The organism is Streptomyces sp. NPDC040405, assembly GCF_055595765.1.
In genome coordinates this window covers 426,935-449,827 of sequence record NZ_JBVIVI010000006.1, presented here as the reverse complement: position 1 = coordinate 449,827, position 22,893 = coordinate 426,935, and the positions used below count along the sequence as shown (strand labels likewise).

The following is a 22,893-nucleotide window of genomic DNA, read 5'->3' as shown; positions in this document are numbered from 1 at the left end:
CCAACTAATGGGCAACTGATATATCAGCCTCTGCGATAAGGTATGAGAGCTCGCCGGACAGGTCAAGGGGGCTTCATGCAGCACGTGGCGACCGAGCCGAGGGGCGAGGAGCTGTCCCTCGCCGAACGCGCCTACCGCGCCATCCGCGACCGGCTCGTCATGCTCGAGATCCGCCCTGGCGCGCCGATCAACGAGGATCAGCTGGCGCAGTCCCTCGGCGTCGGGCGGACGCCGGTGCGCGAAGCGCTGAAGCGACTCCAGTACGAGCGCCTGATCACGACCTACCCCCGGCGCGGCACCTTCGCCACCGACGTGAACATCACCGACCTGGCCCATATCTCCGAGGTGCGCCAGGAGCTGGAGCCCCTGGCCGCCGCCCAGGCCGCGCGGCGCGCCACGGCCGCGGACCGCGCGGACCTGACCGCCGCCCTACGGGAGCTGGGGAGCGTGGATTCCCGCAGGCCGGACGCCGACGAGCTGATGCGCCTGGACCTTCAGGTCCACCGCACCATCTACGCCGCCACCCACAACCCGTATCTGGAAGACACCCTCGTCCGCCACGACAACCTGGCCACCCGCATCTGGTGTCTGTTCATCGACCGGCTGTCGGACATGGCGGGCCACGTCGAAGAGCACGGACCGCTGATCGAGGCGGTCGTCGCCGGTGACTCCGAGAAGGCGGCACAGCTCGCCCGCGATCACGTCGACGGCTTCGAACGGGCCATTCGCGCCGCCATCTGACGTGTTTGCCGCCATCTGGCCTGTTGCCGCCATCTGACGTGTTCCAGCGCCGCGGTCGACGCGCTGTCCGCGTCAGTGCGCGGCATCCCGCGGATCGTCGCGGCGCAGACGGGGCCTGCCCGCCAGAGTGGTCCACAGATGCGGGGCGGCGTCGTCCTCGGGAAGCTGGGCGATCATGAAGCGGACACAGCGTTCGATCTTGACCCGCCACAGGCGGGCCGCCTCGTTCCCGTCGGCGCCGCGCAACGCCTCGTAGACGCCGGTGTCTTCGTCGGTGATGGCGTCGCACGCCTGGCTGTAGTCCATGTCCAGCACCGTGACGAACATGCGCAGCCGGGCCGTGAGGCGTTCGAAGGTGTGCGCCGCCTGCGGGAGGTCCGCCGTGCGGGCGAGGGCGTCCTGAAACCTCAAGTCGACTTCACGGACCCGGACATGGTCGCCGTCCCGGGCGGCCTCGCGGACCTCCGCCAGGGCCGCTGACGCAGGGGCGAGGTGGTCGGGGCCGAGCATGGCGACGCGCCGGATGAGCAGCGCGCCCAGGCTGGCGCGCAGGGCGTAGAGATCCAGGACGTCCTTCGCCCTGATGGCCGGGACGGCGGTCGCGCCGCCCGGAAGCAGTTCGAGCATGCCCTCCTCGGCCAGCGCCCGCAGCCCCGCGCGGACGACCCGGCGCGAGAGACCGAGGCGGGCCGCGAGCGGTGCCTCCCGGACGCGGTCGCCGGGCCGGTGGGAACCGGCGAGCAGGGCTTCGCGCAGCTGTCCCACGACGGGGTCGGTCGTGTGCGGGGCGCCGGGCGGATCTTCAAGGGATGTGATCCGGGTCGCCGTGGGGGCGTCGGCGTGGCCGGACGCGCACACGTCCTGGGCGTTCGAGTCGTTGTCAGGGCCGCAGATGGCCGGGCTTTCGTACACCGGGCGCGGGGCGGCGACCCGGGTGAAGGGAGCCGCGGCCGGGATCCAGGTGGTGGACCAGGTCAGCAGCGCGTCACGGAGGCGGTGCGGATCGGGGGCGGTCTCATCGGCGGGCCGGGCCTCGGCGGCGAGGAGGCGCCGGGCCTCGTCGGTCCACTCCGCCGGACCGGGTACGTGGTGCCAGCGCAGCCGCGGGGCCACGTCCTGGCACACGGCATGGCCTTCCGCCGGGACGCCGTGTGCCAGGACGTGCACCGCTCCCCCGGCATCGGCCGCCGCCCCCGCCTGCTCCAGGAACGTGCGCAGGGCGGGGTGGTCCGTCCAGGGCGTGTCCCGCGTGTGCCGCCCGCCCCGGAGCGCCGCGAAGGCGGAGGCCACGGCCAGGACGTGGGGCGCCTCCCGCTCCCGGCCGAACAACCGGCCCGCGGAAGCGCGTACGGCCCCGCCGCGGCCCGTCCGGGCCGTCACGGCGAGCACGCACACCGGTGGCGCGATGAACAGCCCGACCACCTCCTCGGCGCGGTTTGGCAGGGACCACGCCCGGCGCGGCCCGGCCGTGGCCTCCGCCCCCGGCTGGACGCGGTAGGCCCGCCAGATCCGGCTCACGGTGCTCTGGCTCAGGCCGGTTTCGGCGGCCAGGGAACGCGTCGACCAGGCCCGTCCGGCGCCGGGCGGTGGCGGGGTGAGGGTGCGGACGAGGACGTGGGCCACGGTGTCGTCGTCCGCCACGGGTGGCCGCCCGGCACGGGGCTGCTCGTCCAGACCCGCCAGCCGTTCGGCGAGGAAGCGGGCGCGCCACTTGCCGACCATGTCGCGGGAGATGCCGAGGCGCCTGGCCACGTCGGTGCTGGTCGGCTCGTCCTCGCAGGCCAGCACGATCCGCGCGCGCAGTGCCCGGGCCTGCGAGCAGCTGCGGCTGCGGGTCCACGAGCGCAGTGCGGCCCGTTCGTTCTCGGTGAGGATCACGGCGTTTCGGGGGCGGCCGACCATGGCGGCAACCGTAGCCGAACTTCTGATTCGGAGGTACCCCGGTGCCGGGTCGGACGCCAGGGGCATTGTTGGCCGCCGCTGGCCTTCACATACTTCGATGCCATCCGGCGGCCGGGTGTCCGGCGCCGACGAGGCAAAGACGTCAACCCCGACCTGGAGACACCGGACGGCCCTTCCACGGGCACGTCCGAAAACCGCTCCCGGAGGCTGTGATGACCGCAAACGCAGGAAACAGAGTGGATGACGCCCCCCTGACGGGCTTCCACAAGAAACTCGCGCTGTACTCCTCCGGGGGCCCGTTCCTCGACGGCTACGTCCTGAGCATCATCGGCGTCGCCATGGTGCAGATCACGCCGCAGCTGGACCTTTCCGACTCCGCCCAGGGCCTCATCGGCGCCTCCGCGCTCATCGGCATCTTCCTCGGTGCCTTCGTGGGCGGCTGGCTGACCGACAAGTTCGGACGGCAGCTGCTTTACACCATCGACCTGATCGCCATCATCGTCTGCTCCATCGCCCAGTTCTGGGCCGCCGACCCGGTGTGGCTGTTCATCCTGCGCCTGCTGATCGGCATGGCGGTCGGCGCCGACTACCCCATCGCCACCTCGCTGCTGGCCGAGTTCACGCCGCGCCGCTACCGGGGACCGCTGCTGGGCGGCCTGGTCGTCATGTGGTTCGTGGGTGCCGCCACCGCGTACGTCGTGGGCGAGATCCTGCTGTCGGCCGGTGACGACGGGTGGCGGTGGATGCTCGCGAGCGCCACGCTGCCCGCCACGATCATCGTGCTGCTGCGCCATGGCACGCCCGAGTCCCCGCGCTGGCTGGCGAACAAGGGCCGCACCGACGAGGCCGAGGCCGTCCTGAAGACGGTCTACGGTCCCGAGGCGACGATCGCCGACCTGTCGGCGGAGGAGCACGAGGACGTCGACGTCAAGGCGATCCTGCGCTCCGGCTATGGCGGACGCATGCTGTACATCTGTGTGTTCTGGACCTGTTCCGTCGTGCCGCTGTTCGCCATCTACGCCTTCGGCCCGAAGATCCTGGACGCGCTCCAGCTCAAAGGCGGCCTCGCCAATATCGGGGAGGCACTGATCACCGTCATGTTCCTCCTCGGCTGTGTGATCGCCCTGCTCGGGGTGAACCGGATGGGCCGGCGCACCCTGGTCATCCACAGTTTCGTCTGGTCGGGTCTGGCCCTGCTGCTGCTCGGCATCTTCCCCCACGCCCCCTCGGGCGTGATCATGACCCTGTTCGCCCTGTACGCCATCATCATCGGCGGCACGCAGATCCTGCAGTGGATCTACCCGAACGAACTGTTCCCGACCGAGGTGCGCGGCTCCGCCGTCGGGCTGGCCTCCTCCGTCAGCCGTATCGGCGCCGCCGTCGGCACCTATCTCGTCCCCCTGGCCCTGACCAGCTGGGGCATCGGCGGCACCATGATCGCCGCCGCCGCGATCAGCCTCGTCGGCGCCGCGGTGTCCGTCCTGTGGGCGCCCGAGACACGGGACATGCCGCTGCACGAGGCCGCCGCGCTGCACCCCCGGACCGCCGGGACCACCGAGACCGCCGGGCGCCCGGCGGGTGTCTGACCGCAGTCATCTCCCCCGCAACGGCCAGGGAAGGACATGATGAAGGACGTAGTGATCGTCGGAGGCGGCATCGCGGGACTGGCCGCGGCCTGGCGACTGCGGCACTGGGACACGCTTCTGCTGGAGTCGGAGGGACGGGTCGGCGGACGCATCCGCTCGGAGCGCCGCGGACCGTACTGGCTCAACTGGGGCGGACACGTCTACGCGGGCGGCAACTCCTCCACGGCCTGGCTCCTGCGCGACACCGGCATCGACGCCACCCCCGTGACGGGATCGCTGGCGGGGCTGGCCATGAACGGCAAGCTGCTCCTCAAGGGCCGGGTGGAGAGCTATCCGTTCCGGATCCCCATGCCGTGGTCCGCCCGCGCCGGGATGGTGAAGGCCGGTGCCAAGGTCGCGCTCGCGGTCGCCGCGTACGCGAGGATCGTCCGGGTGCGGCCCGGCGAGGACGAGGCCGCCCGGCAGCAGCGGGTCTACGACTTCATGAACGACCGCAGCTTCTCCGATTTCGTCGGCGACCTCCCCGAAGACGCCGAAGCGCTGTTCAAGCCCACGGTGACCCGCTCCTCCGCCGACATCGACCAGATCTCCGCCGGTGCCGGTGTCGGCTACTTCAGCCTGGTGTGGAACATCGGCGGTGGCCTCTCGCACAGCATCCTCGGCGGCCCGTCCACCCTCACCGAGGGCATCTCCGCGGCCCTGTCGGACCGGGTGCGGCTCAACGCGACCGTGGACGAGATCGTCCACAAGAAGGGCTCGGTCGTCGTCCGTTACCGGCAGGACGGGACCGAACGGGAGGTCGAGGCGCGCTGCGTGGTCCTGGCCACGCCCGCGACCGTCAGCCACCGGGTCGCGGTGGATCTCGACCGTGACGTACGGGAGGCCCTGTCGAAGGTCGTCTACGGCCCGTACGTGAGCGCCGCGTTCCTCACCGACGAGACCGAACGTCAGGTCTGGGACGACGCCTACGCCATCGCCACGCCGAAGCGGTCCTTCAACGTCATGCTGAACCTGTCGAACATCACCCGCGGTCTGGAATCGGAGCGTCAGCCCGGCAGCAGCGTCATGACGTTCTCGCCGGGCAGCCTGGCGCGCAGGCTCCTCGAATGCGACGACGAGGAGATCCGCCGGATCTACCTGGACGACCTCGGCCAGATCCTGCCGGGCTTCCCCGACAAGGTCGTCGAAGCCGAGGTGCAGCGCTGGCCCACCGGCGCGCCGTACTGCTTCCCCGGCCGCGGGAAGCTCCAGCCGACGCTGACCCGCCGCAGCGGCCGGGTCCTCCTGGCCGGTGACTACCTCGGCACCCTCTACACCGAGACCGCGATCCAGACCGGCCTGTCCGCCGCGCAGGAGGCCCAGAGCCTGCTGGCCACCGACCGGCAGGCCACCCCGCACGCCGCGGCGCCCCTGCACGCCATCACATGAGCCCGCCACCCCTCTCCCCCGCACCCCGCTACATCCGAGGAGACTCAAGCATGTCGTCACAGCTGAGCGGTGTCCTGACCGCCCTCGCCTCACCGTTCGCGTCGGACGGGCAGATCGACGAGAAAACCCTGCGCCGCCTGGTCGACCGCAGCGTCGACGGCGGAGTCGACGGCGTCGTCGCCTGTGGATCCACCGGTGAGTTCGCGGCGATGGACGGCGCGGAACGGCGCCAGGTGGTCGAGACCGTCGTCGACCAGGTGGCCGGACGTGTGCCGGTGATCGCGCAGACCGGTGCGCTGAGCACGAAGGAAGCGGTCTCGCTGTCCCGCCACGCGCAATCCGCCGGGGCCTCCGTCCTGATGGTGGTCGCCCCGTACTACGAGCCGCTCACGCTGGACGAGACGCTGCGCTATCTGCGCACCGTGGCCGGCTCCGTGGACATCCCGATCATGCTCTACAACCTGCCCGCGGCCACCGGTGTCCCGCTCTCGCCGGAAATCGTCGGGCAGCTCGCCCGTGAGGTCGAGAACATCCAGTACATCAAGGACACCAGCGCCGACATGGCGCAGGCCGGGCAGCTGATCCACCGGTACGGCGACGTCATCTCCACCTTCATCGGCTGGGACAGCCTGCTGCTGACCGCGATCGCCGAGGGCGCCGCCGGTGTCATGGCCGGGACCGCGAACGTCATACCGGCCGAACTCGTCTCCATCCACCGTGCGTTGCGCGACGGCGAACTGGGGCGCGCGCGAGCCGAGTGGGCGCGGATCTACCCGCTGATGGACACGATGATGTCCGCGCCGTTCATTCCGGCGGTCAAGGCCGCGCTGGAGGCGTCCGGGTTCCCCGTCGGAAGCCCCCGCGAGCCGGTGCTCGGCCTCGACGCCGCCACGACCGCCAGGATCTCCACCCTGCTCCAGGAGCTTTCGCAACGGTCGGCGTGACGCACCGCGGCGCGGGCCTTCGCCCGCCACCGCATCCCGGACGTTTCCCCCACCACCCAGGGAGCCACTGATCATGACCACTGCCGCCGGTCCCACGTCGGCCACCGTTCGACGCGCAGCGGACGCGTCTCCGCTGATCTCCGCGGCCGACCTTCCTCCGGCCCGCCACTTCGTGGACGGTTCCTTCGTCGACGGCTCGCCCGATCACCTTGTGGACGTGGTCGACCCGAGCACGGAGAACGTCATCGCCCGCATTCCCGAGGGAACCGCCGAGGACATCGACCGGGCGGTCGCCGCCGCGGCACGGGCCAAGGACCAGTGGGCGCGGCTGGTCCCCAAGGACCGCTCGGACGTGCTGCACGCGATAGCCGACCGACTGGCCGAGAACGCCGACCTCCTGGTCAGGCTGGAGTCGGCGAACACCGGCAAGCCGCTCGCGGTGTCCCGGGACGACGTCGACATGACCGTCGACACCTTCCGCTTCATGGCCGGTGCGATGCGCTCGGCCACTTCGATGGCCGCCGGTGACTACGTCGAGGACCACCTGTCCGTCATCCTGCGGGAACCGCTCGGCGTCATCGGCGTGATCACGCCGTGGAACTATCCCCTGCTCATGGCGGCCTGGAAGCTCGCGCCCATCCTCGCCGCGGGCAACACCCTGGTCCTCAAGCCCTCCGAGCAGACCCCGCTGACCACGCTGAAGTTCGCCGAACTCACCGCCGATCTCCTGCCGCCCGGAGTGGTGAACGTGGTCACCGGCTACGGCGCGGTGGCCGGGGCCCGGCTCGCCGAGCACCCGGACGTGGACATGATCGCCCTGACCGGTTCGGTCCCCAGCGGCCGCGCCGTCGCCCGGGCCGCCGCCGACACCCTCAAGCGCGTCCACCTCGAACTCGGCGGCAAGGCCCCGGTTCTGGTCTTCCCGGACGCCGATCTCGCGGCCGCCGCGTCCTCCCTGCGCACCGCCGGGTTCTGGAACTCGGGCCAGGAGTGCGGGGCCGCCTGCCGCATACTCGTCCACGAGTCGGTGGCCGAGGAGTTCGTCGACCAACTCGTCGGCGAGGTACGGACGTTGGTCGTGGGCGACCCGCGCTCGGGCGAGGATGTCGAGGTCGGCCCCATGGTCTCGAAGGCACACTTCGACCGCGTCACCGGGTACATCGAGCGCGCGAGGAACGAAGGCGCGCGAGCGGCGACGGGAGGCGAAGCCCTCGACGGCCCCGGCTACTTCGTCGCCCCGACCGTCCTGGTCGACCTCCCCGAGGGTGCGGAGGCCGCACGCCAGGAGATCTTCGGCCCGGTGGTCACGGTCGAGACCTTCGCCGACGAGGACGAGGCCGTACGGCGGGCCAACGACGTCCCCCTCGGCCTGTCGGCCTCGGTGTGGACCGAGAACGCCCGCCGCAGTCACGACGTCGCCGCCCGCCTCGACAGCGGAACGGTCTGGGTGAACTCACACCTCGTACTGGCCGCCGAAGTCCCCTGGGGCGGTTTCAAGGGCTCCGGCTACGGCCGGGACCTGTCGATCTACGCGCTGCAGGACTACTCGCGCACCAAGCACGTGATGCACCACCACGGCCGCTGACCCCGGCCGCCCACCGGCGGCCGGTGGGGAGGGCTTGTACGTTCAGTTCGCCGCCGGTCTGCCGACCCGCCACCGCGAGCCCGTCGACCTGTGTGGGTTCCGGCGGCGTGGCGGGCCAGATAGCCGAGAACCGGCTCGATCCTCGGCTGCGGGCCGCGTAACGCGCTCATGTAGGACTCCACCGAAATTCCGGTGGGTGCCGGTATCCAGAGAGGTGGTCAGTCGGTCTGGAGCTGTCGCACCGACCGGAGTACTCCGGGAAGGAGTCGGGCATGATGCGCCGCATCACCACCACGGCAGGGATTCTGGCCGCCGCAGGAGCTCTCGTCCTCGGCATGGCACCCACGGCCTCCGCCGCTCACGGCGACCTCTTCAACAGCACCTGGCGCTCCGTCAACCCCAGCGGCTGCATCGTCGTGCCGCTGGAGGACAACAGGTTCCATGTGTACAACGCCACCAACGAAATCGCTCTCGCCTACCTCAACACCGACTGCACCGGGCCGGTCATCGATGTGATCCCGCCCGACGGCCAGGCCGAGGGAGGCGAAATCGCCATTCTGGGACGAGCCGTCTGGATCCGCTGACGAACGGCGGGGCCGGGCCGAGGGTCCGGCCCCGCCGCGCCGCTGTCAGGAGCGCTTGTCGATGGTGATGAACGGGTCCCACTGGAAGTACCCGACCGGTTTCAGGTCGCCGTCCAGGACCTGGAAGTAGAAGCGGTAGGTGACCCGGCCGATCTTGCGGACGTCCGCCTCCCAGTAGTGGTCCTCGTAGTCCTGCGTGACGAAGTCCGGCCTGCCGTCGGAGCCCTCCTTCGGCATCGGGTAGGTGCCGTCGCCCACCACGATCCGCGGCGTGCTGATCAGCGGGTCGCCGCTCACGTACCGGTACAGCAGGACGCTGTATTCGCTGTTGAGGGACAGGGTCGTCTCGCGCCACCTGATGATGTCCCGGGGGTTGGCCCGGAAGTTCAGTTCGGCTCCCGACGTGCCGACGATGCGGTCCTGGCGCGTCGTCATGTAGATCAGGCTGTGGTCGACCTGGGTCGGCGAGTCGGGATTCCTCGACGCGCTGGTGTAGCGGTGGGCGATCGAGAACGCGTCGAACGCGATCATGACGTTGATGATCTCGGACATATTCCTAACCCCTTTTCTCTTGCACCTTGTAGGCCATCGCCCGCGGATAGTCGTGCCGGTGCAGGCGGACGCGGACGAGCAGTGGTCCGGCGTTGAGCGGGTCGGAGGGATCGGCGAGGCGGGCCAGCAGCTCGTCCAGCTCGGAGGCGTGCGCGATGCTGATCCCGTTCGCCGGGGTCTTCTTGCTGGAGAAGACCTCCGCGAGGCGGTCGTAGTGCCACGGGTGGAGGACGTTGTAGAAGTCGGCTTCCTCGGCGGCGTCCGTGGCGTCCGTGGCGCGGGAGTCCCGGTCGGCGTAGTAGGACGGGTTCACCAGCATCTGCTCGATGCCGTAGAAGTGCCCGTTGTCCATGACGAACACCACCGACCGGAGCCCGAGCCGGGTGTGCGTGGAGATCTCCTGGCAGGTCTCCTGGAAGGCACCGTCGCCGACGAACACCATGGGGCGGGCGTCGTCGCGCTCGGGGGCGAGCGCGGCGCCGGTGGCCGCGCCGACGGACCAGCCGATGGACAGCCAGCTGATCTGGGACAGGAACCCGCCCGCGGGCAGGCTCAGGTTCATCGAGCCGATGAGGGAGAACGCGGCGTCGGAGACGACCGTCCAGTCCGTCTGCGTCTCGTGGCCCAGGAAGTGGTTGATCCGGTCGAACACGCCGTCGTAGGTGAGCCGTTCGGCGTGCCCGGAGCGCGAGCCGCTGGCGCGGAGCGTGGCGCGGTGGCTCCGGAGGCTGGTGGGGCGGTCGGCGGACGCGCCGAGGTGGGCGTGGGCCTCGGCGTAGTAGTCGGCGGCCAGCCCTCCGGAACCGAAGCGCTTCACCAGCGCGTCCTGCAGGGCAGGCAGCAGCCGCTCGAGCTGGACGTCGGGGAAGTACCGGGTGCCGACGCTGACGCCGCCCTGCGCGGCCATCACCCAGTCGGTGCCGACGCACTGGTCCCCGCCGAGGTTCTTCGACGTGGACCAGGCGCCGAGGCCGATCCGGCAGGTGGCCCAGTCCTTGAAGATCCAGTGCACATCCGGGTGGCTGGCCCCGCCGTTGTAGACGCCGTGGAACTCAGGTAGTTCCTCGTCGACGACGGCCTTGGCACCGACGGTGGTGCAGAAGGGCACTCCGGTGCCCTCCGTCAGGTCGGTGAGCTGCTCACCGAGGCGGAACCGGTCGATCTCCTCGCCCGCCCAGATGATCGGGCGCGGCCTGCCGTCCGGGCCGGGGTGCTCCTCGATCAGGGTGAGGATGGCATCCACCGCGTTGTCCAGCATGGTCTGGTTGCGGGTGCTGAACGGCCGCTCACGGCGGACCAGGGGCTGCTCGGGGACGGCGCAGGGCTCGTCCCACAGATCCTCCATGACCTCCAGGTAGACGGGCCTGCGCTCGGAGAGGCAGGCGGTGAGCGCGGCGTCGATCTGGCCGGGGGCGAGGCCCGGGTTGGAGATGACCTGCGCTTCCACGGTGACCTGCCGGTAGACGTCCAGGTTGCTCTCCCGGCGAGGGCTCATGTGGGAGGTGAGCATGCCGACGGCGCGGAAGTTCTGCCACTGCTCGTAGGGCGGGCAGGCGTTGATGGCGATGAGCGGGACGTGCTCGACGTAGGCGCCGCCGCAGGCGTTGAGCAGGTTGAACGCGCCGACGCTGTACGTGACCGCGGCCACGCCGATGCCATGGATACGGGCGTAGGCGTCGGCGGCCTGGCCCGCGCCGCCCTCGGTGGGAGTTCCGACCCACTCGACGTCGCCCTCGGCCCGCAGGGTGGTGAGGAACGGGCCCAGGTGGTTGCCGGGGACGCCGAACAGGTGGGTGATGCCCAGCTCGGCCAGGCGACGGGCCAGATAGCGGGCGACGGTGCACTCGGAGAAGACCGCGGTCATGAACGGCCCCCCTGGTCCGGGCCCGGGGTGGTGACCTGCGGGGCCTGATGGACGGCGGTGGCGGCGCGGAGGGCGCTCTCCAAAGCGCCCTCGATCCAGGCGTGCTTGAGCGAGGTGTGCTCTCCGGCGAAGTGGACGGGCCCTTCGGGGCGGGAGACGTCCAGGTGGAAGCTGGTCATCTGGTGCGCGGTGTAGATGGCGGCCTCGCCGAACGCGTACGGGTCGCGGGCCCAGCTCTTGGTGGCGCCCCGGCCGGTGAAGAACACCTCGACGCGGCGGCCGTGCAGGGCCTGGAGGTTGCGCAGGGCGTAGACGTAGCGCTCGTCGTTCCGCATGGAGTCCCAGCGGGCGGCGTCGTCGGACCAGGAGTACGAGGCGAGCACCACGCCGCCGGTGCTGCCCTCGACCCGGTGCGAGGGGTAGTACATGAAGCGGTTGGGGTTGTCGGTGGCGGAACCCCCTCCGAAGCAGTGGGAGGCGGGGCGGACGGCGGGTCCGCGCAGCGGCATGGTGCTGTTGAGCTTGCGCATGTCCTCGGTGACGCTGCTGTCCTTGACCGCGGCACCGAGCAGATCGGAGCCCGCCTCGCCGGACGCGAGAAGCGGGGTGGTCCCGGTGTCCTGCTCGCCGCTGAGCTGGTAGTGCTCGTAGAGGCCGGGGCCGATGCTCTCCAGCTCGTTGCGCCAGTCGTCCTCGGTGAACTCCCACCACCGGTGGCTGAACTCCAGCAGCACCTTGGTGGCCTGGTCGTAGTGGGTCTCGATGATGGCGCGGCGCTTCTTGTACGACATCGAGGGAACGATCTCCGCGAAGCGCAGGGCGGAGAACGGGATGGTGACGATCGCCAGGTCCGCGGTCCACTCGCGCGGCGGGGCCTGCGGGTCGTTCTCGGCGACGGTCGTCACGGCCACGCCCCACCCGTTCGGGCCGACGGCGCCGGTGCTCTCGGGGGCGGCATCGCGGCTGGGGTCGTGGTATTCGAGGCGGATCATGCGGTGGCCGAGCTTCACCTCGTCGCGCAGGCCCTGGTGGAGGGCGTGCGGCAGGCGCCAACTGCCGCCGGGCACCTCCCAGTAACGGACGGCCGGGTTGATGTCGCTGCGGCTCAGGAAGCTGTGGAAGAAGGAGAGGTGCAGCCGCGAGGACATGTTCTCCAGGGTTCCGACGGCCTCGATCGCCTCGTCGCTGAGTCCGCCGCACTCGCGCAGGAAGCCGCCCATGGAGTAGCCGTCGAAGTCGCGGATCACTCGGGCCCAGCCCTCGACCCACTGGTCGAACGGCTTGTTGACGCGCCGCCCGTCCACGATGTCGGAGTAGTAGTCGCGTACGTACTCCAGCGCGTCGTCGACCATCTTCACGACGGGGGCGCGGACCTCGTCGTCGGTGAGATGGAAGCCCTCGTTGATCCGCTCGGGCGCGGTGCTGTAGTCGGCACGCCGCACCTGGACGCGGTTGGCGCGGATCCAGGAGTTGCCGCGCTTGTCGGGTTCACGGAAGCCGGGGCTGTCCGCGCCGTAGGTCCAGGTGGGGCCGGTGAAGGACGTGTACGTCACCGGAGGGACGGCGACGCCGGGGGCGCTTCCGGTGGAGGGGTCGATGTCCACGTTGTAGAACTGACGGCGGCCGAGCCCGAGCTTGTCGACGAGGGCGAGGACGAGCGGGTGGAAGTCGGGCAGCCGCATGGCCCCGGCCTCGGCGTACTGGGCGGAGTCGTCGAAGGGCTGATGGTGCTTGGTGGCGCGGAAGGTCTTGATGCGTCCGCCGACACGGCTGGCGTTGGCCTCCAGGATGGTGACGTCGTGACCGGCATCCTTGAGCAGACGGCCCGCGACGAGGCCGGTGATACCCGCGCCGATGATGAGGATCTTCTTGCGCGGGTGCGTGGTGGGGCCGAGGTCGCCCGTGTCGATCAGAGTCTGCAGATAGCCGAGCTTGAGGTCTTTGTCGTCCGGACCGATGAGGAGGAGCTCGCGAGCGAGCTTGAGACACGTCTGCCAACGCGCACGGGTGGCGGAGTTACCGCCAGGAGTGTCGGTCATAGCCCGCGATCCTAGATATGAAGAAACGATTACTCGCTTATCCAGGAAGGTAATCCGTTGGCAAAGTCCTAAAAGGATCGAACAGCCACATGACGGGATTTCAACTTGCCGACACTTCTCGATAGGAGACTAAAACCCACCCCCGGGACGGAAGAGAAAGGGGAGTGACAGCGAGGGCGCCGCAGATGAGTACACCAGTCGATTCATCGAACTGACCAGCGAATACTACTCGCGCTGACGAATTCTATGGCCAACGCTTTTAAGGATTGCCTGCGTCCGGATTCATAAACCCGGCTCGGCCACCACCGGCGGCGCCCCCATGGTCAGTTGTCGCGCAGCACCGTCGTGGCCTTGTTCCCGGCGTAATCCTCCAGCACCGCGACGACCTTGCTGCTGGCGCCGGACATGGTCACCGTCATCGCCCCACGGGTGGTGCGCCCTCGGACGATGTACGGCTTGCTGCCCGATCCGTAGGTCGTGGCGAACGACTTCGGCTGACCGTCTTCGAGGACGGTCAGCGTGTGCCAATCCCGAAGGGCCGGGCGGGAGAAGGTGAAGGTGTTCCCCGCGACCTTTACGGCGGATTTCGGATAGGGACTGATGTCGGCGTCGGCAAACGTGCCGCGCACACCTGTGGCCGTGCCGTCGGCGGTCTTCACGGTGAGGAGGTACTTGCCTCCGCGCACGGGTACGTCGGTCAGAGTGACGCTCGACCGCTTGCCGGGCACCGTGACCTCCTTGGTGAAGGGCTTGGAGGTATCGAGGCCGCGGACGGCCACGGTGACGGGCCGACCGGTCCGGCCCGCCGACCATGCCGCCGTCAGGGTGCCGTCCGGTGCCGCCTTGGCGGTCACGTCGGACGGGGCCGTGGACAGGTCGAACGACACGGTCGCGGGCTTGCTCCGGGTGCCGTCGGGGCCGATCGCCACGAGCTTGATGTTTCCCGAGGTGGCGGTGAATCGCTTGGCGTAGTAGACGTCGTCGTAGATGCCACCGAGGTAGGTGTCGTCGAGGTAGACGTCATAGCGGCGCACCGTGTCGTAGCCGCTTCGCTGCCAGGACAGGAACAGCTCGTCGCTTCCGGGCAGCAACTGGTCGATGCGCAGCTTCTCCGGCATCGACGGAGTGCGGTCGACGCCGTCGTGCAGGGCCAGGGCCCCCAGGTTGACCTGGTAGTTCTTGATCGGCTGGGCGCCTGCGGCGACGACGAGGCCGAGGGAGGCGATGCGCTCTCCGGCGTACTTCGACAGGTCGGCGGAGGCGGTGGTCCAGCCGCTCGTGTGCTTGCCGGAGCCGGACAGCGGCACCTGCACCACCTTGCCCGGGTCGGAGGCCAGCACCAGCGCGAGCCGCAGCTCGGAGTCGTCGTCCGCCGAGGGCTTGTTGTACGTCAGGTCGAGGGTCGACCCCGAGGTGACGCTCAGGTCGGTCTTGTAGAGGCGTACGGTGTTGTCGCTTTCGAGCGTGCCGCTGAGGGCCAGGGAGCTGCCCCCGTTGTAGGCGCCGATCTTCTGGTAGGAGAAGCGGTCGGCGGGCGTGTACTCGGGGCCGTAGTCGAAGTCGGCCTTGAGCGGCGACTTCGCCGCGTCGATCCACCACTGCCAGGTCACCGGGATGTCCTGGAGGTTGATGTTGCCCCACTCCGCGTCGTTGGAGAGCTTGCCGCCACTCCAGGTCGACAGGCCGTGTCCGGTGTTGAAGGACGTGGCGAAGGTGCTGCCCTTGATGACGGAGCGCTCGGCGATGTACTTCGAGACGCCCTTCCAGTTGCCCTCCGGTGTGGTGCTCCCTTGGGACGAGCCGGTCCACCAGCGGCGTTCCCGGTCGAAGACGGCCGACTGGGCCTTGTCGTCGGTCTTCTTGGCGTAGTCGGAGGAGACGAAGTCGGCGCCGAGCGTGGCGATGCCGTTCATGGGGGCACCGTCGGTGTCGAGGTTGTTGTCGAGGTCGTACGGCTGGTCGAACTGGTACATGCCCGCCTCGACACCGGCGAAGACACTCTTGCGCGGGTCGAGGCCCAGGCTCTTGGCGTAGGTCTTCGACCGGGTGAGCTTGGTCTTGTTCCACCAGTAGTTGAGGAAGATGGAGTCGGACACGTCGCCCTCGGTGGTGTCCCGCACGAACGGGCCGTTCACCGAGTTGAACTCGTTCTGGTACGAGATCCTGCCGCTGGAGTTGTCGACGGAGTCGTACCACTGCACATACATGCCGCCGGCACGCAGCTGCTTGAGGAATTTCTTGTAGGTGGGGATGTCGGCCGGGGCGACCGCGTCCTCCTGGTTGATGAAGTAGCCGTCGAAGCCGTAGTACTTGGCGACCTCGATGAGCTTGGCGGCGGCCGGGAACCTGCCATCGGCGTCCCGCTGGAGCAGTTCGGTGTACGCCTGGTCGCCCCGGTCGTTCGGGGAGAAGAAGACGCAGCCAAGCGACCGCACTCCGTTGGCGTGCGCGGCGTTGGTGTAGCCGGGGTTGGGGAGGTTGACCGCCCCGAATTCGAACCACTTCTCCTTCCAGTCGAGGTCGGGGTCGTAGTAGTCCTCGGGGACGCCCTCGGTGGGCATGCCGTGCCAGGACGCGTACACATCGGAGTACTGCCAGTAGTTGAAGAGGTACTGGCTGAACTCATTGGTGTACGGGTGGCTTTCGAAGAACGCGTTGCCGTAGTCGCCCGCGAGGGAGAGCATCTGGGTGTCGGCCGGAAGCGCCGGTGTGCGCTGGGTTTTCGCGTTGGGGACTATGCGCGTCTGCAGGGGCACCTTGGCGCGCAGCAGCTCGGCGTTCGTGTCGTCCGCGGGGTTCCACCGCAGCAGGTCGGTGGAGGAGTAGCCGTGCTGATAGGGCTGGTTGGCGCCTACGGCGCTCTCCCCCGGCCAGGGCAGGGTGTCGCTCGCCAGGGCGCTGCCCGCTCCCAGGGTCAGGGCCAGTACCGCTGCCAGCGCGCCGGTGCGGGCTCTTCGGGTGCGGTGGTGTCGCTGTGGTCTCTGTCGTCGTGCCATGCCATGTCCTCGCTTCCACTGAGCTTTCACCGAGACGGGCGGATCGTGGTGCTCAGATCGCTCACGTACAGGTCCGTGCGGGCCCGGGCGGCCGCGCCCTCGGCGAAGCAGCGCGCGGCGGGCAGGTCCCAGGCGACGGTGGCGCGGCCGCGCGGCGGGACGGTGACCCGGCGGAACGCGAGGAGTTCGCGTCGCCGGGGCAGTACCGCCCCGCCCGTGCGGTGGCCGAACAGGGGGACGACGACCTCGGCTTCGGTGGGGTCGTGGCTGGTGAGGCCGACTTCGACGTGTACGGATCGCTCGGTCACGTCCGCGGTGAGGTGGTCGAAGGCGACGGCCCCGTAGCGCAGGCCGTGCCCGAAGGGGAACAGCACCGGGTCCGGCGCGTCCCGGTAGACCTCGGTGGCCGAGTGGCGGTCGTTGTACCGCACGGGCACGGCTCCGGAGTGGCGGGGCGCGGTGAACGGCAGCAGGCCGACCGGCTCGTAGCCGCCGAGGAGCGCGTCGGTGATGGCGTCGGCGCCGTGGGGGCCGGGGTAACCGGCCCACAGCACGGCGTCCGTGTGCTCCGTGACGGTGGTGAGCACGTGCGGCCTGCCCGCGACGACCACCGCCACGACGGGGCATGCGGACCGGGCACGTACGGCGGTGACCAGGTCGTCCTGGCCCCCGGGCAGCGACACGTCCGCGAGGTCGACGCCCTCTCCCGCGGTCGCCACCGCGGCGTGGCCCGCGACGGCCCCGTTGTCGGCGAAGTCGTCGTCGTAGGCGCGGTGGCTGGTCCCGCCGAGGGCGAGGATCACGGCGTCGGCGCCGCTCAGGTCGGACCGGGAGGGCAGGCCCGGCGGGCACACGATCTCGGTGTCGGGCAGCGCCCGGCGCAGCGCGTGTTCCAGCGAGACCACCGATGATGCGGGGAGCGGCGGGACGTAGTCGCCCAGCAGCGCGGTGACCTCGTGGGCGTTGGGCCCGGCGAGCACCACCTTGGTGAGGGAGGGCGGGGTCAGCGGCAGTACGTGGCCCGGGTTGTGCAGCAGGACCAGGGACTGGCGGGCCAGGCGGCGGGACAGCCGGTCCGTGGTGCGGAAGGCCGGGGTGAGCCGGTCCCGCCGGGGTACGGACGAGTCCGCATCCGGCAGGAGGCCCAGGCGGTGCTTGAGGGTGAGCACCCGGCGGCAGGCGGCATCGACCAGCGCGGCCACGCGGGGGTCCTGGGCCGCCGCGGATTCCAGCAGGGCGAAGGACTCGTCCCACAGCGAGAGGTCCACCCCGGCGTCGAGCGCGGCCACGGCCGCGGCCTCCGGGCTCCCGGTCATCGCGGTCAGGCGGTCCACGGCCGTGCCGTCCGCCATGACGATGCCGTCGAACCCGCACTCGGCGCGCAGGAAGCCGGTGAGCAGGTCGCGGTTGGCGCAGCAGGGCACGCCGTCGATGTCGTTGTAGGCGGCCATGAATCCCAGCGCCCCCGCCTCGACCGCGGCCCGGACACCCGGCAGATGCAGTTCGCGCAGGTCGCGGGGGCCGATGACGGAGGACTGGCCGTTGCGCCCGCCGACCGCCTCGCCCTGGGCCGCCAGGTGCTTCAGTACGACGGCGACGCCGCCCGCGCCGTCCTGCCCGCCCTGCATTCCGGTCACCACAGCGCGGGTGAGTTCGGCGGCCAGCAGCGGGTCCTCCCCGAAGCACTCCTCCGCCCGCCCCCAGCGCGGGTCGCGCAGCAGATCCAGCGCCGAGACCAGCGCCAGCTGCACCCCGCTCGCCGCCAGCTCGGCGGCGACGGCTGCCGCCGCCTCGGCCAGCAGGGCCGGGTCCCATCCCGCCGCGACGGCCAGGTTGGTGGGCAGCAGCGTCCCGCCGAGGGCCTGATGGCCATGGGGTGCCTCCTCCGAGAGGAGCACCCCGATGCGGTGGCGGCCCGCCCGGGCCACTTCGTCCTGGACCAGGGCCGCCACCTCGGCACGCTCCTCGGGCCGGATGCCGTCGTGCCACGAGCGGCCCGACCAGGCGTCGGCGCGGAACACCCCGTACAGGGCGCCGAGGCCGCCCCAGCGGTCGATCTCGGCGCGGGCCCGGTGGGTGAGCCGGAAGCCGCCCCGGGGGGCGCGTTCGACGGCCTGCCAGCCGTACAGGCGCTGGTTGAGCTGGCCGACCTTCTCCGTCAGGGTCAGCTCGGCGAGGAGGCGTTCGACGGTGGCGGGGGCGTGTTCAGTGTTCGGCATGGGTGTGCGTCCGCTTCAGTACGTCCGCGTCGCTGACCGAGGTGTAGAAGGTGCGCCCGGTGGGTTCGGCGTGGACGAGGGAGGTGATGCCACGAGCGCTCAGCGCGTCCGGGTCGGTGGCGGTCGTGGATGTGACCAGGGCGGGGCGTGCTCCGGCGCGGGCCCGTCGCATCCAGGTCTCGAACACGCCGCCGCCCGGGGACAGTTCGGCGCGGGATACGGGGACGTCCGCGCCGTCGACGGGGACCACGACGGCTTCCCGCCGGGGCGCGGGGCGCGGCCTGCCGCGGAGCTCCGCGGCGAGTGCGGCGAAGCGCTCCCCGATGGGTTTCACCGCGCCGTCGGCGCCGATCAGGCCGAGGCTGTGTTCGAGGTCCGGGAAGTCGCCGAGCCCGCGGTCCACGTCGTGTGAGCACCACCAGGTGATACCCCACAGCGCCTCGCTGTCGGCCGCCGCTCGTACGGTCTGTTCAAGGAAGTCGGGCGCCTGGTCCTCGGTGAGGTGGTTGAGCGGGGCGCCGACCTCCTGGAGCCACACCGGGCGGGCGGGGTCGACGGCGAAGGCGCGGGACAGCTCGATGAGGTAGGCGGCGTGGTGGACGCTCTCGTGGGACAGGGCGCCGTACCCCTGCGCCGTGCCGTTGAAGATCCATGAGTGGACGACGCTCATCCGGCCGTGCCGTGTGGAGTGGGCCGGGACGAAGGCGTGGCCGTCGGCGTACCAGACGGCGTCGTATTCGGCGTTGAGCCGGAAGTGGCGGGGGTCCCGCGGCCCGGTGCCGTGCAGGGCCTCCAGCCAGGTGGTCACCTGGTGCGCGGTGGCGGGCATCGGGCTGGGGTGCGCCGCCGAGGTGAACTGGTTGACCTCGTTGCCCAGGGTCAGCCCGAGGAAGGTGGGCACATCGTGCAGGTGTTCGTCGAACGCCTCCACCAGCCGGGCCTGGGCGGCAATGGCCTCGGGGTCGCCGAACATGCTGCGCCGGTGCCAGTCCGTCAGCCAGCTCGGTACGAAGTCGAAGCCGGACAGATGCCCCTGGAGGACGTCGACGCTCGCGTCGAGACCGGCGTCGCCCGCGATCTCCACGACCGTGCGGATGTCCTGGAGGGCGCGGCGGCGGATCAGGGTGCGGTTGGGCTGCACCACGGGCCACAGCGGCAGGATGCGCACATGGTCGATGCCCAGCCCGGCCAGGGCCGCCATGTCACGGCGGGTGCTCTCCGGATCCGGGGCCAGCCAGGAGTAGAACCAGTCCTGAGAGGGCGTGTAGTTGACTCCAAACCTCAGCATCTCAACCTTTCAGGCCGCCGGCTTCCAGCCCGCGGAAGAAGTGGCGCTGCAGGACGGCAAAGAACGCCACGATGGGAACGAGGGCGATGATGGTGCCGGCCGCGATGAGCCGCGGGTCCTCGTAGAAGGTGCCGCGCAGCCGGTTCAGGCCGACGGTGAGGGTGTAGTTCTGTTCGTCCGACAGGACGATGAGGGGCCAGAGGAAGTCGTTCCACGAGCCGACGAAGGCGAAGATCGCCACCACCGCGATCACGCCCTTGACCTGCGGCACGGAGATCCGGATGAAGCGCTGCCAGGCGTTGGCGCCGTCGACGATGGCGGCCTCTTCGAGCTCTCGGGGAAGGTTGCGGAAGGCGTTGCGCATGAGCAGCACGTTCAGCGCTGCCACCAGGGTCGGCAGGGCGACCCCGACCAGCGTGTTCACCAGCCCGGCGGCCCTGACCGTGAGGAATTGCGCGATCAGGACGGTCTCGGACGGGACCAGCAGGGCGGCGACGCAGATCGCGGTCGCCACGCCCCGGCCGCGGAAGCGCAGCTTGCCCAGCGCGTACCCGGCGCAGGTGGCTCCGACGACGTTGCCGACCACGGCCATGGCCGCCACCGCCAGGGAGTTCAGCAGATAGCGCGGCACGGGGACGCGGTCGAGCACCGTGGCGAAGTGGTCGAGGGTGGGGTGGTCGGGGATCAGCTCGGGCGGCCGTGTGTACAGCGGTTCACCGGCGCCCTTGAGGGACAGCGAGAGCTGCCACACCAGCGGTCCCGCCAGGAGCACGGCCATGAGGAGGAGAATCAGGTAGCGCGCCGCGGAGCCCGGTGAGGCCCTGCGCCGCCGGGCGGCGACGGTGCGCGTGCCCTTTACGCGCGGCGAGAGCCGGGCCATCAGGAACTCCTCTTGCGCTGCAGGGCGAGTTGCGCGAGCAGCATCCCGCCGAGGATGACGAACATGAAGAGGCTGATCGCGCCCGCGTACCCGGTACGCGCCTGCAGCCCGGTGCCCTCGCGCTGGATCAGCATGGTCATGGTGAGATCGCCGCCGCCCACTCCCCCGGTGCCGCCGGTGAGGACGTACACCTCGCCGAACACGCGGAAGGCCGCCACGGAGGACAGCACGGCGATGAGTGTCATCGTGGAACGCACACCGGGGACCGTGACGGCCAGGAAGCTGCGCACCGCCCCGGCGCCGTCCATCGCGGCCGCGTCGTACAGGCTCTGGTCGATGTTGGCCAGGGCCGCCAGGTAGATGACCATGTAGTAGCCCAGCCCGGTCCACACGGTGACGAACATGGCGCTGAAGAGCAGCAGCCACCGGTCGGTGAGGAAGGGGACGGGCTCGGTCACCACGTCGAGCGTGGAGAACAAGGCGTTGACCAGACCTCGTTTGTCGAGCATGTTCGTCCAGATCAGGCCGACGACCACGGGCGACATGACGACGGGCAGGTACATGGTGGTGCGGAAGAAGCCGGTCAGCCGCCCCGCGCTGCTCACCAGGGTGGCGAGGACGAGCGGGAGGACCACCATGCAGGGCACCACGCACACGGTGTAGAGCGTGGAGTTCAGCAGGGCGGTGGTGAAGCGTTCGTCGGCGAACATCCGGCGGAAGTTGTCCCAGCCGACGAACTCCCCCTGCCGCAGCAGGGTCGAGTCCGTGAACGACAGCCCCAGTGTGTTCGCGAACGGCACCAGGACCAGGGCCACGATGACGGTCAGCCCCGGCAGCAGGAACAGCCACGGGGTCAGGCTCCAGCGATGCGTGGCCAGGACGGTCCTCCGGCCGCGCGAGGGGCGATCGGCCCGGTCGGCCCGGTCGGCTCGCTTCGGGGAGGTCCCACGCTGAACGGAGAGAGTCACTTGTCCGCTTTCAGGCGCTCGTTGGAGTACCGGACGGAGGCGTCCAGTGCCGCCTTCACGGACTTCTTTCCCAGGAGCGCCTGGGCGATCTGCTCCCGCAGCGTCTGGCTGTCGGCCGCCCCGGAGAACGCGGGCGGCCACCATACGACCGACTTCCGCACCTGGGCGGCGCTCTCCCGCCGCACCGTGGTGGCCGGGTCCCCGCCGCTCTTGGTGAAGTACGCGTCGTCCAGCGTCCCGGCGGACGAGGGGAAGACCGACGCCTTCTTGGCGAAGGTCAGCTGATGGGCGGAGTCCGTGACGTACGTGGCGAAGGCGGTGGCCAGGGACTGGTTCTTGGTCGCGGCGTTGACGACGAGGGACTCGAGGTACATGTTGGGGGCGCTGTCGCTGATGCGCGGGCCGATGCCCAGGTTCTTGTAGACGCCGGGCGCGGTGGCCTTCAGATCGTCCAGTGTGTAGGAGCTGCCGGGCAGATAGGCCAGGCGGCCCGCCTTGAACTCCTCCACCTCCTTCGTCTGGAGGTTGTTCAGCGCCTCTTCGTCCATCCCCTTCTTGGCGTAGAGCTTGCGGAACCGCTCGACGTACTCCACGCCCTTGGCGTTGTTGTAGGTGAACTTCTTCCCGCTCGCGTCCATGAGCGGTACGCCGTACTCGCCGAAGGTCTCGATGGCGGGCATCCGGGCGATCATCATCGTGTCCGAGCACTTCCCGGCCATGGTTTCCGCCTGGTCGAACAGCTCGTCGTAGGTGGCGGGCAGCTTGCCGGGGTTCAGACCGCACTTCTTGAACAGGGCCTTGTTGAAGAAAGACGGCCCGGTGTTCAGATACCACGGGTAGCCGTACGTGCCGCCGTCCAGACCCTCGAACGTCATGGCCTCCCATGCCTTGTCCGCGTAGCGGCCCTTGGCCTTCGGATCGGCCTTGTTCAGGTCGAGCAGGACGCCCGCCTTCGCCAGGGTGTAGGCGGCCTCCGGCCCCATGTCGACCACGTCGGGGAGGGATCCGGCCGCGGCGTCGGCCGACAGCTTGTCCTGGTAGCCCTCCGCGGGCTGGTCGACCCACTTGACGTCGGTGCCCGGGTGGGACTTCTCGAACGAGGCGATGAGGTCGTTGAAGTACGAGGTGAACTTGTCGTTCTTCAGGTTCCAGGTCTGGAAGGTGATCTTGCCGGACACCTTTCCGTCCGCTTCCTTCGACGTTCCGTCGCCGCCCATGACGCAGGCGGACAGCATCAGCGATCCAGCAGCGAGTCCCGCGAGGAACGTGGCCCGTCTTCCCGCTGGCGTCATTCGTCTTCTCCTCATCTGGGGTGTG

Annotated in this window: 16 protein-coding genes; 6 read left to right on the top strand and 10 right to left on the bottom strand. The window is 70.0% G+C overall.

Annotated elements, in window-relative coordinates; translation table 11 throughout:
- Window positions 1-75 precede the first annotated feature (75 nt).
- On the top strand, window positions 76-741 hold the full coding sequence (locus ACZ59A_RS26240; RefSeq protein ID WP_470962864.1) for a GntR family transcriptional regulator: 666 nt from the start codon (window positions 76-78) through the stop codon (window positions 739-741).
- A gap of 72 nt (window positions 742-813) precedes the next feature.
- On the opposite strand, the gene ACZ59A_RS26235 is transcribed toward ACZ59A_RS26240, so the two are convergent.
- Window positions 814-2,643 carry a helix-turn-helix domain-containing protein gene (locus ACZ59A_RS26235; RefSeq protein ID WP_470962861.1) on the bottom strand — a complete coding sequence of 610 codons (1,830 nt, stop codon included), beginning with the start codon at window positions 2,641-2,643 and terminating at the stop codon, window positions 814-816.
- Between the two features lie 236 nt (window positions 2,644-2,879).
- Between ACZ59A_RS26235 and ACZ59A_RS26230 the strand changes: the two genes are divergently transcribed.
- The 5 genes from ACZ59A_RS26230 to ACZ59A_RS26210 all read left to right on the top strand — a co-directional run bounded on the left by ACZ59A_RS26230 (window position 2,880) and on the right by ACZ59A_RS26210 (window position 8,770).
- The gene (locus ACZ59A_RS26230) at window positions 2,880-4,229 is read left to right on the top strand and encodes an MFS transporter (protein ID WP_470962858.1); all 1,350 of its coding nucleotides are present in this window, start codon (window positions 2,880-2,882) and stop codon (window positions 4,227-4,229) included.
- 36 nt (window positions 4,230-4,265) lie between these two features.
- A complete protein-coding gene (locus ACZ59A_RS26225) occupies window positions 4,266-5,657 on the top strand; it encodes an NAD(P)/FAD-dependent oxidoreductase (RefSeq protein ID WP_470962855.1) in 1,392 nt (463 codons plus the stop codon).
- A 50-nt stretch (window positions 5,658-5,707) separates the two neighbouring features.
- Window positions 5,708-6,601: a dihydrodipicolinate synthase family protein gene (locus ACZ59A_RS26220; RefSeq protein WP_470962852.1), complete on the top strand. Its 894-nt coding sequence runs from the start codon at window positions 5,708-5,710 to the stop codon at window positions 6,599-6,601.
- Window positions 6,602-6,674: 73 nt separating this feature from the next.
- Entirely contained in the window at window positions 6,675-8,186 is a 1,512-nt protein-coding gene (locus tag ACZ59A_RS26215; RefSeq protein WP_470962849.1) for an aminobutyraldehyde dehydrogenase, read from the top strand.
- A gap of 272 nt (window positions 8,187-8,458) precedes the next feature.
- Complete coding sequence (locus ACZ59A_RS26210) at window positions 8,459-8,770, top strand: hypothetical protein (protein ID WP_470962846.1); 312 nt, start codon at window positions 8,459-8,461, stop codon at window positions 8,768-8,770.
- A gap of 45 nt (window positions 8,771-8,815) precedes the next feature.
- Here ACZ59A_RS26210 and ACZ59A_RS26205 read toward each other — a convergent pair whose 3' ends face one another.
- From ACZ59A_RS26205 to ACZ59A_RS26165, 9 genes are all read right to left on the bottom strand, one after another.
- Window positions 8,816-9,322: an inclusion body family protein gene (locus ACZ59A_RS26205; RefSeq protein ID WP_470962843.1), complete on the bottom strand. Its 507-nt coding sequence runs from the start codon at window positions 9,320-9,322 to the stop codon at window positions 8,816-8,818.
- A 4-nt stretch (window positions 9,323-9,326) separates the two neighbouring features.
- On the bottom strand, window positions 9,327-11,186 hold the full coding sequence (locus ACZ59A_RS26200; RefSeq protein ID WP_470962840.1) for a thiamine pyrophosphate-binding protein: 1,860 nt from the start codon (window positions 11,184-11,186) through the stop codon (window positions 9,327-9,329).
- Complete coding sequence (locus tag ACZ59A_RS26195; RefSeq protein WP_470962836.1) at window positions 11,183-13,225, bottom strand: flavin monoamine oxidase family protein; 2,043 nt, start codon at window positions 13,223-13,225, stop codon at window positions 11,183-11,185. The genes ACZ59A_RS26200 and ACZ59A_RS26195 overlap by 4 nt, the downstream gene beginning before the upstream one ends.
- A 323-nt stretch (window positions 13,226-13,548) precedes the next feature.
- Window positions 13,549-16,221: an endo-beta-N-acetylglucosaminidase gene (locus ACZ59A_RS26190; RefSeq protein ID WP_470962833.1), complete on the bottom strand. Its 2,673-nt coding sequence runs from the start codon at window positions 16,219-16,221 to the stop codon at window positions 13,549-13,551.
- A gap of 26 nt (window positions 16,222-16,247) precedes the next feature.
- Window positions 16,248-18,440 carry a glycoside hydrolase family 3 protein gene (locus tag ACZ59A_RS26185; protein WP_470962830.1) on the bottom strand — a complete coding sequence of 731 codons (2,193 nt, stop codon included), beginning with the start codon at window positions 18,438-18,440 and terminating at the stop codon, window positions 16,248-16,250.
- The gene (locus ACZ59A_RS26180; protein ID WP_470962827.1) at window positions 18,427-19,728 is read right to left on the bottom strand and encodes a glycoside hydrolase 5 family protein; all 1,302 of its coding nucleotides are present in this window, start codon (window positions 19,726-19,728) and stop codon (window positions 18,427-18,429) included. Before ACZ59A_RS26180 ends, ACZ59A_RS26185 begins: the two co-directional genes overlap by 14 nt.
- A gap of 1 nt (window position 19,729) precedes the next feature.
- A complete protein-coding gene (locus tag ACZ59A_RS26175) occupies window positions 19,730-20,608 on the bottom strand; it encodes a carbohydrate ABC transporter permease (RefSeq protein ID WP_468051773.1) in 879 nt (292 codons plus the stop codon).
- Complete coding sequence (locus ACZ59A_RS26170) at window positions 20,608-21,576, bottom strand: carbohydrate ABC transporter permease (RefSeq protein ID WP_470962823.1); 969 nt, start codon at window positions 21,574-21,576, stop codon at window positions 20,608-20,610. Before ACZ59A_RS26170 ends, ACZ59A_RS26175 begins: the two co-directional genes overlap by 1 nt.
- Window positions 21,573-22,868: an ABC transporter substrate-binding protein gene (locus tag ACZ59A_RS26165; RefSeq protein ID WP_470962820.1), complete on the bottom strand. Its 1,296-nt coding sequence runs from the start codon at window positions 22,866-22,868 to the stop codon at window positions 21,573-21,575. Before ACZ59A_RS26165 ends, ACZ59A_RS26170 begins: the two co-directional genes overlap by 4 nt.
- Window positions 22,869-22,893 lie beyond the last annotated feature (25 nt).

Excerpts from the sequence above, each read along its gene's own strand:
- ACZ59A_RS26185 (WP_470962830.1), bottom strand. The coding sequence starts at position 18,440 with ATGCCGAACACTGAACACGCCCCCGCCACCGTCGAACGCCTCCTCGCC.
- ACZ59A_RS26180 (WP_470962827.1), bottom strand. The coding sequence starts at position 19,728 with ATGCTGAGGTTTGGAGTCAACTACACGCCCTCTCAGGACTGGTTCTAC.
- ACZ59A_RS26200 (WP_470962840.1), bottom strand. The coding sequence starts at position 11,186 with ATGACCGCGGTCTTCTCCGAGTGCACCGTCGCCCGCTATCTGGCCCGT.
- ACZ59A_RS26215 (WP_470962849.1), top strand. The coding sequence starts at position 6,675 with ATGACCACTGCCGCCGGTCCCACGTCGGCCACCGTTCGACGCGCAGCG.
- ACZ59A_RS26175 (WP_468051773.1), bottom strand. The coding sequence starts at position 20,608 with ATGGCCCGGCTCTCGCCGCGCGTAAAGGGCACGCGCACCGTCGCCGCC.
- ACZ59A_RS26240 (WP_470962864.1), top strand. The coding sequence starts at position 76 with ATGCAGCACGTGGCGACCGAGCCGAGGGGCGAGGAGCTGTCCCTCGCC.
- ACZ59A_RS26205 (WP_470962843.1), bottom strand. The coding sequence starts at position 9,322 with ATGTCCGAGATCATCAACGTCATGATCGCGTTCGACGCGTTCTCGATC.
- ACZ59A_RS26165 (WP_470962820.1), bottom strand. The coding sequence starts at position 22,868 with ATGACGCCAGCGGGAAGACGGGCCACGTTCCTCGCGGGACTCGCTGCT.
- ACZ59A_RS26190 (WP_470962833.1), bottom strand. The coding sequence starts at position 16,221 with ATGGCACGACGACAGAGACCACAGCGACACCACCGCACCCGAAGAGCC.
- ACZ59A_RS26225 (WP_470962855.1), top strand. The coding sequence starts at position 4,266 with ATGATGAAGGACGTAGTGATCGTCGGAGGCGGCATCGCGGGACTGGCC.
- ACZ59A_RS26195 (WP_470962836.1), bottom strand. The coding sequence starts at position 13,225 with ATGACCGACACTCCTGGCGGTAACTCCGCCACCCGTGCGCGTTGGCAG.
- ACZ59A_RS26210 (WP_470962846.1), top strand. The coding sequence starts at position 8,459 with ATGATGCGCCGCATCACCACCACGGCAGGGATTCTGGCCGCCGCAGGA.
- ACZ59A_RS26220 (WP_470962852.1), top strand. The coding sequence starts at position 5,708 with ATGTCGTCACAGCTGAGCGGTGTCCTGACCGCCCTCGCCTCACCGTTC.
- ACZ59A_RS26235 (WP_470962861.1), bottom strand. The coding sequence starts at position 2,643 with ATGGTCGGCCGCCCCCGAAACGCCGTGATCCTCACCGAGAACGAACGG.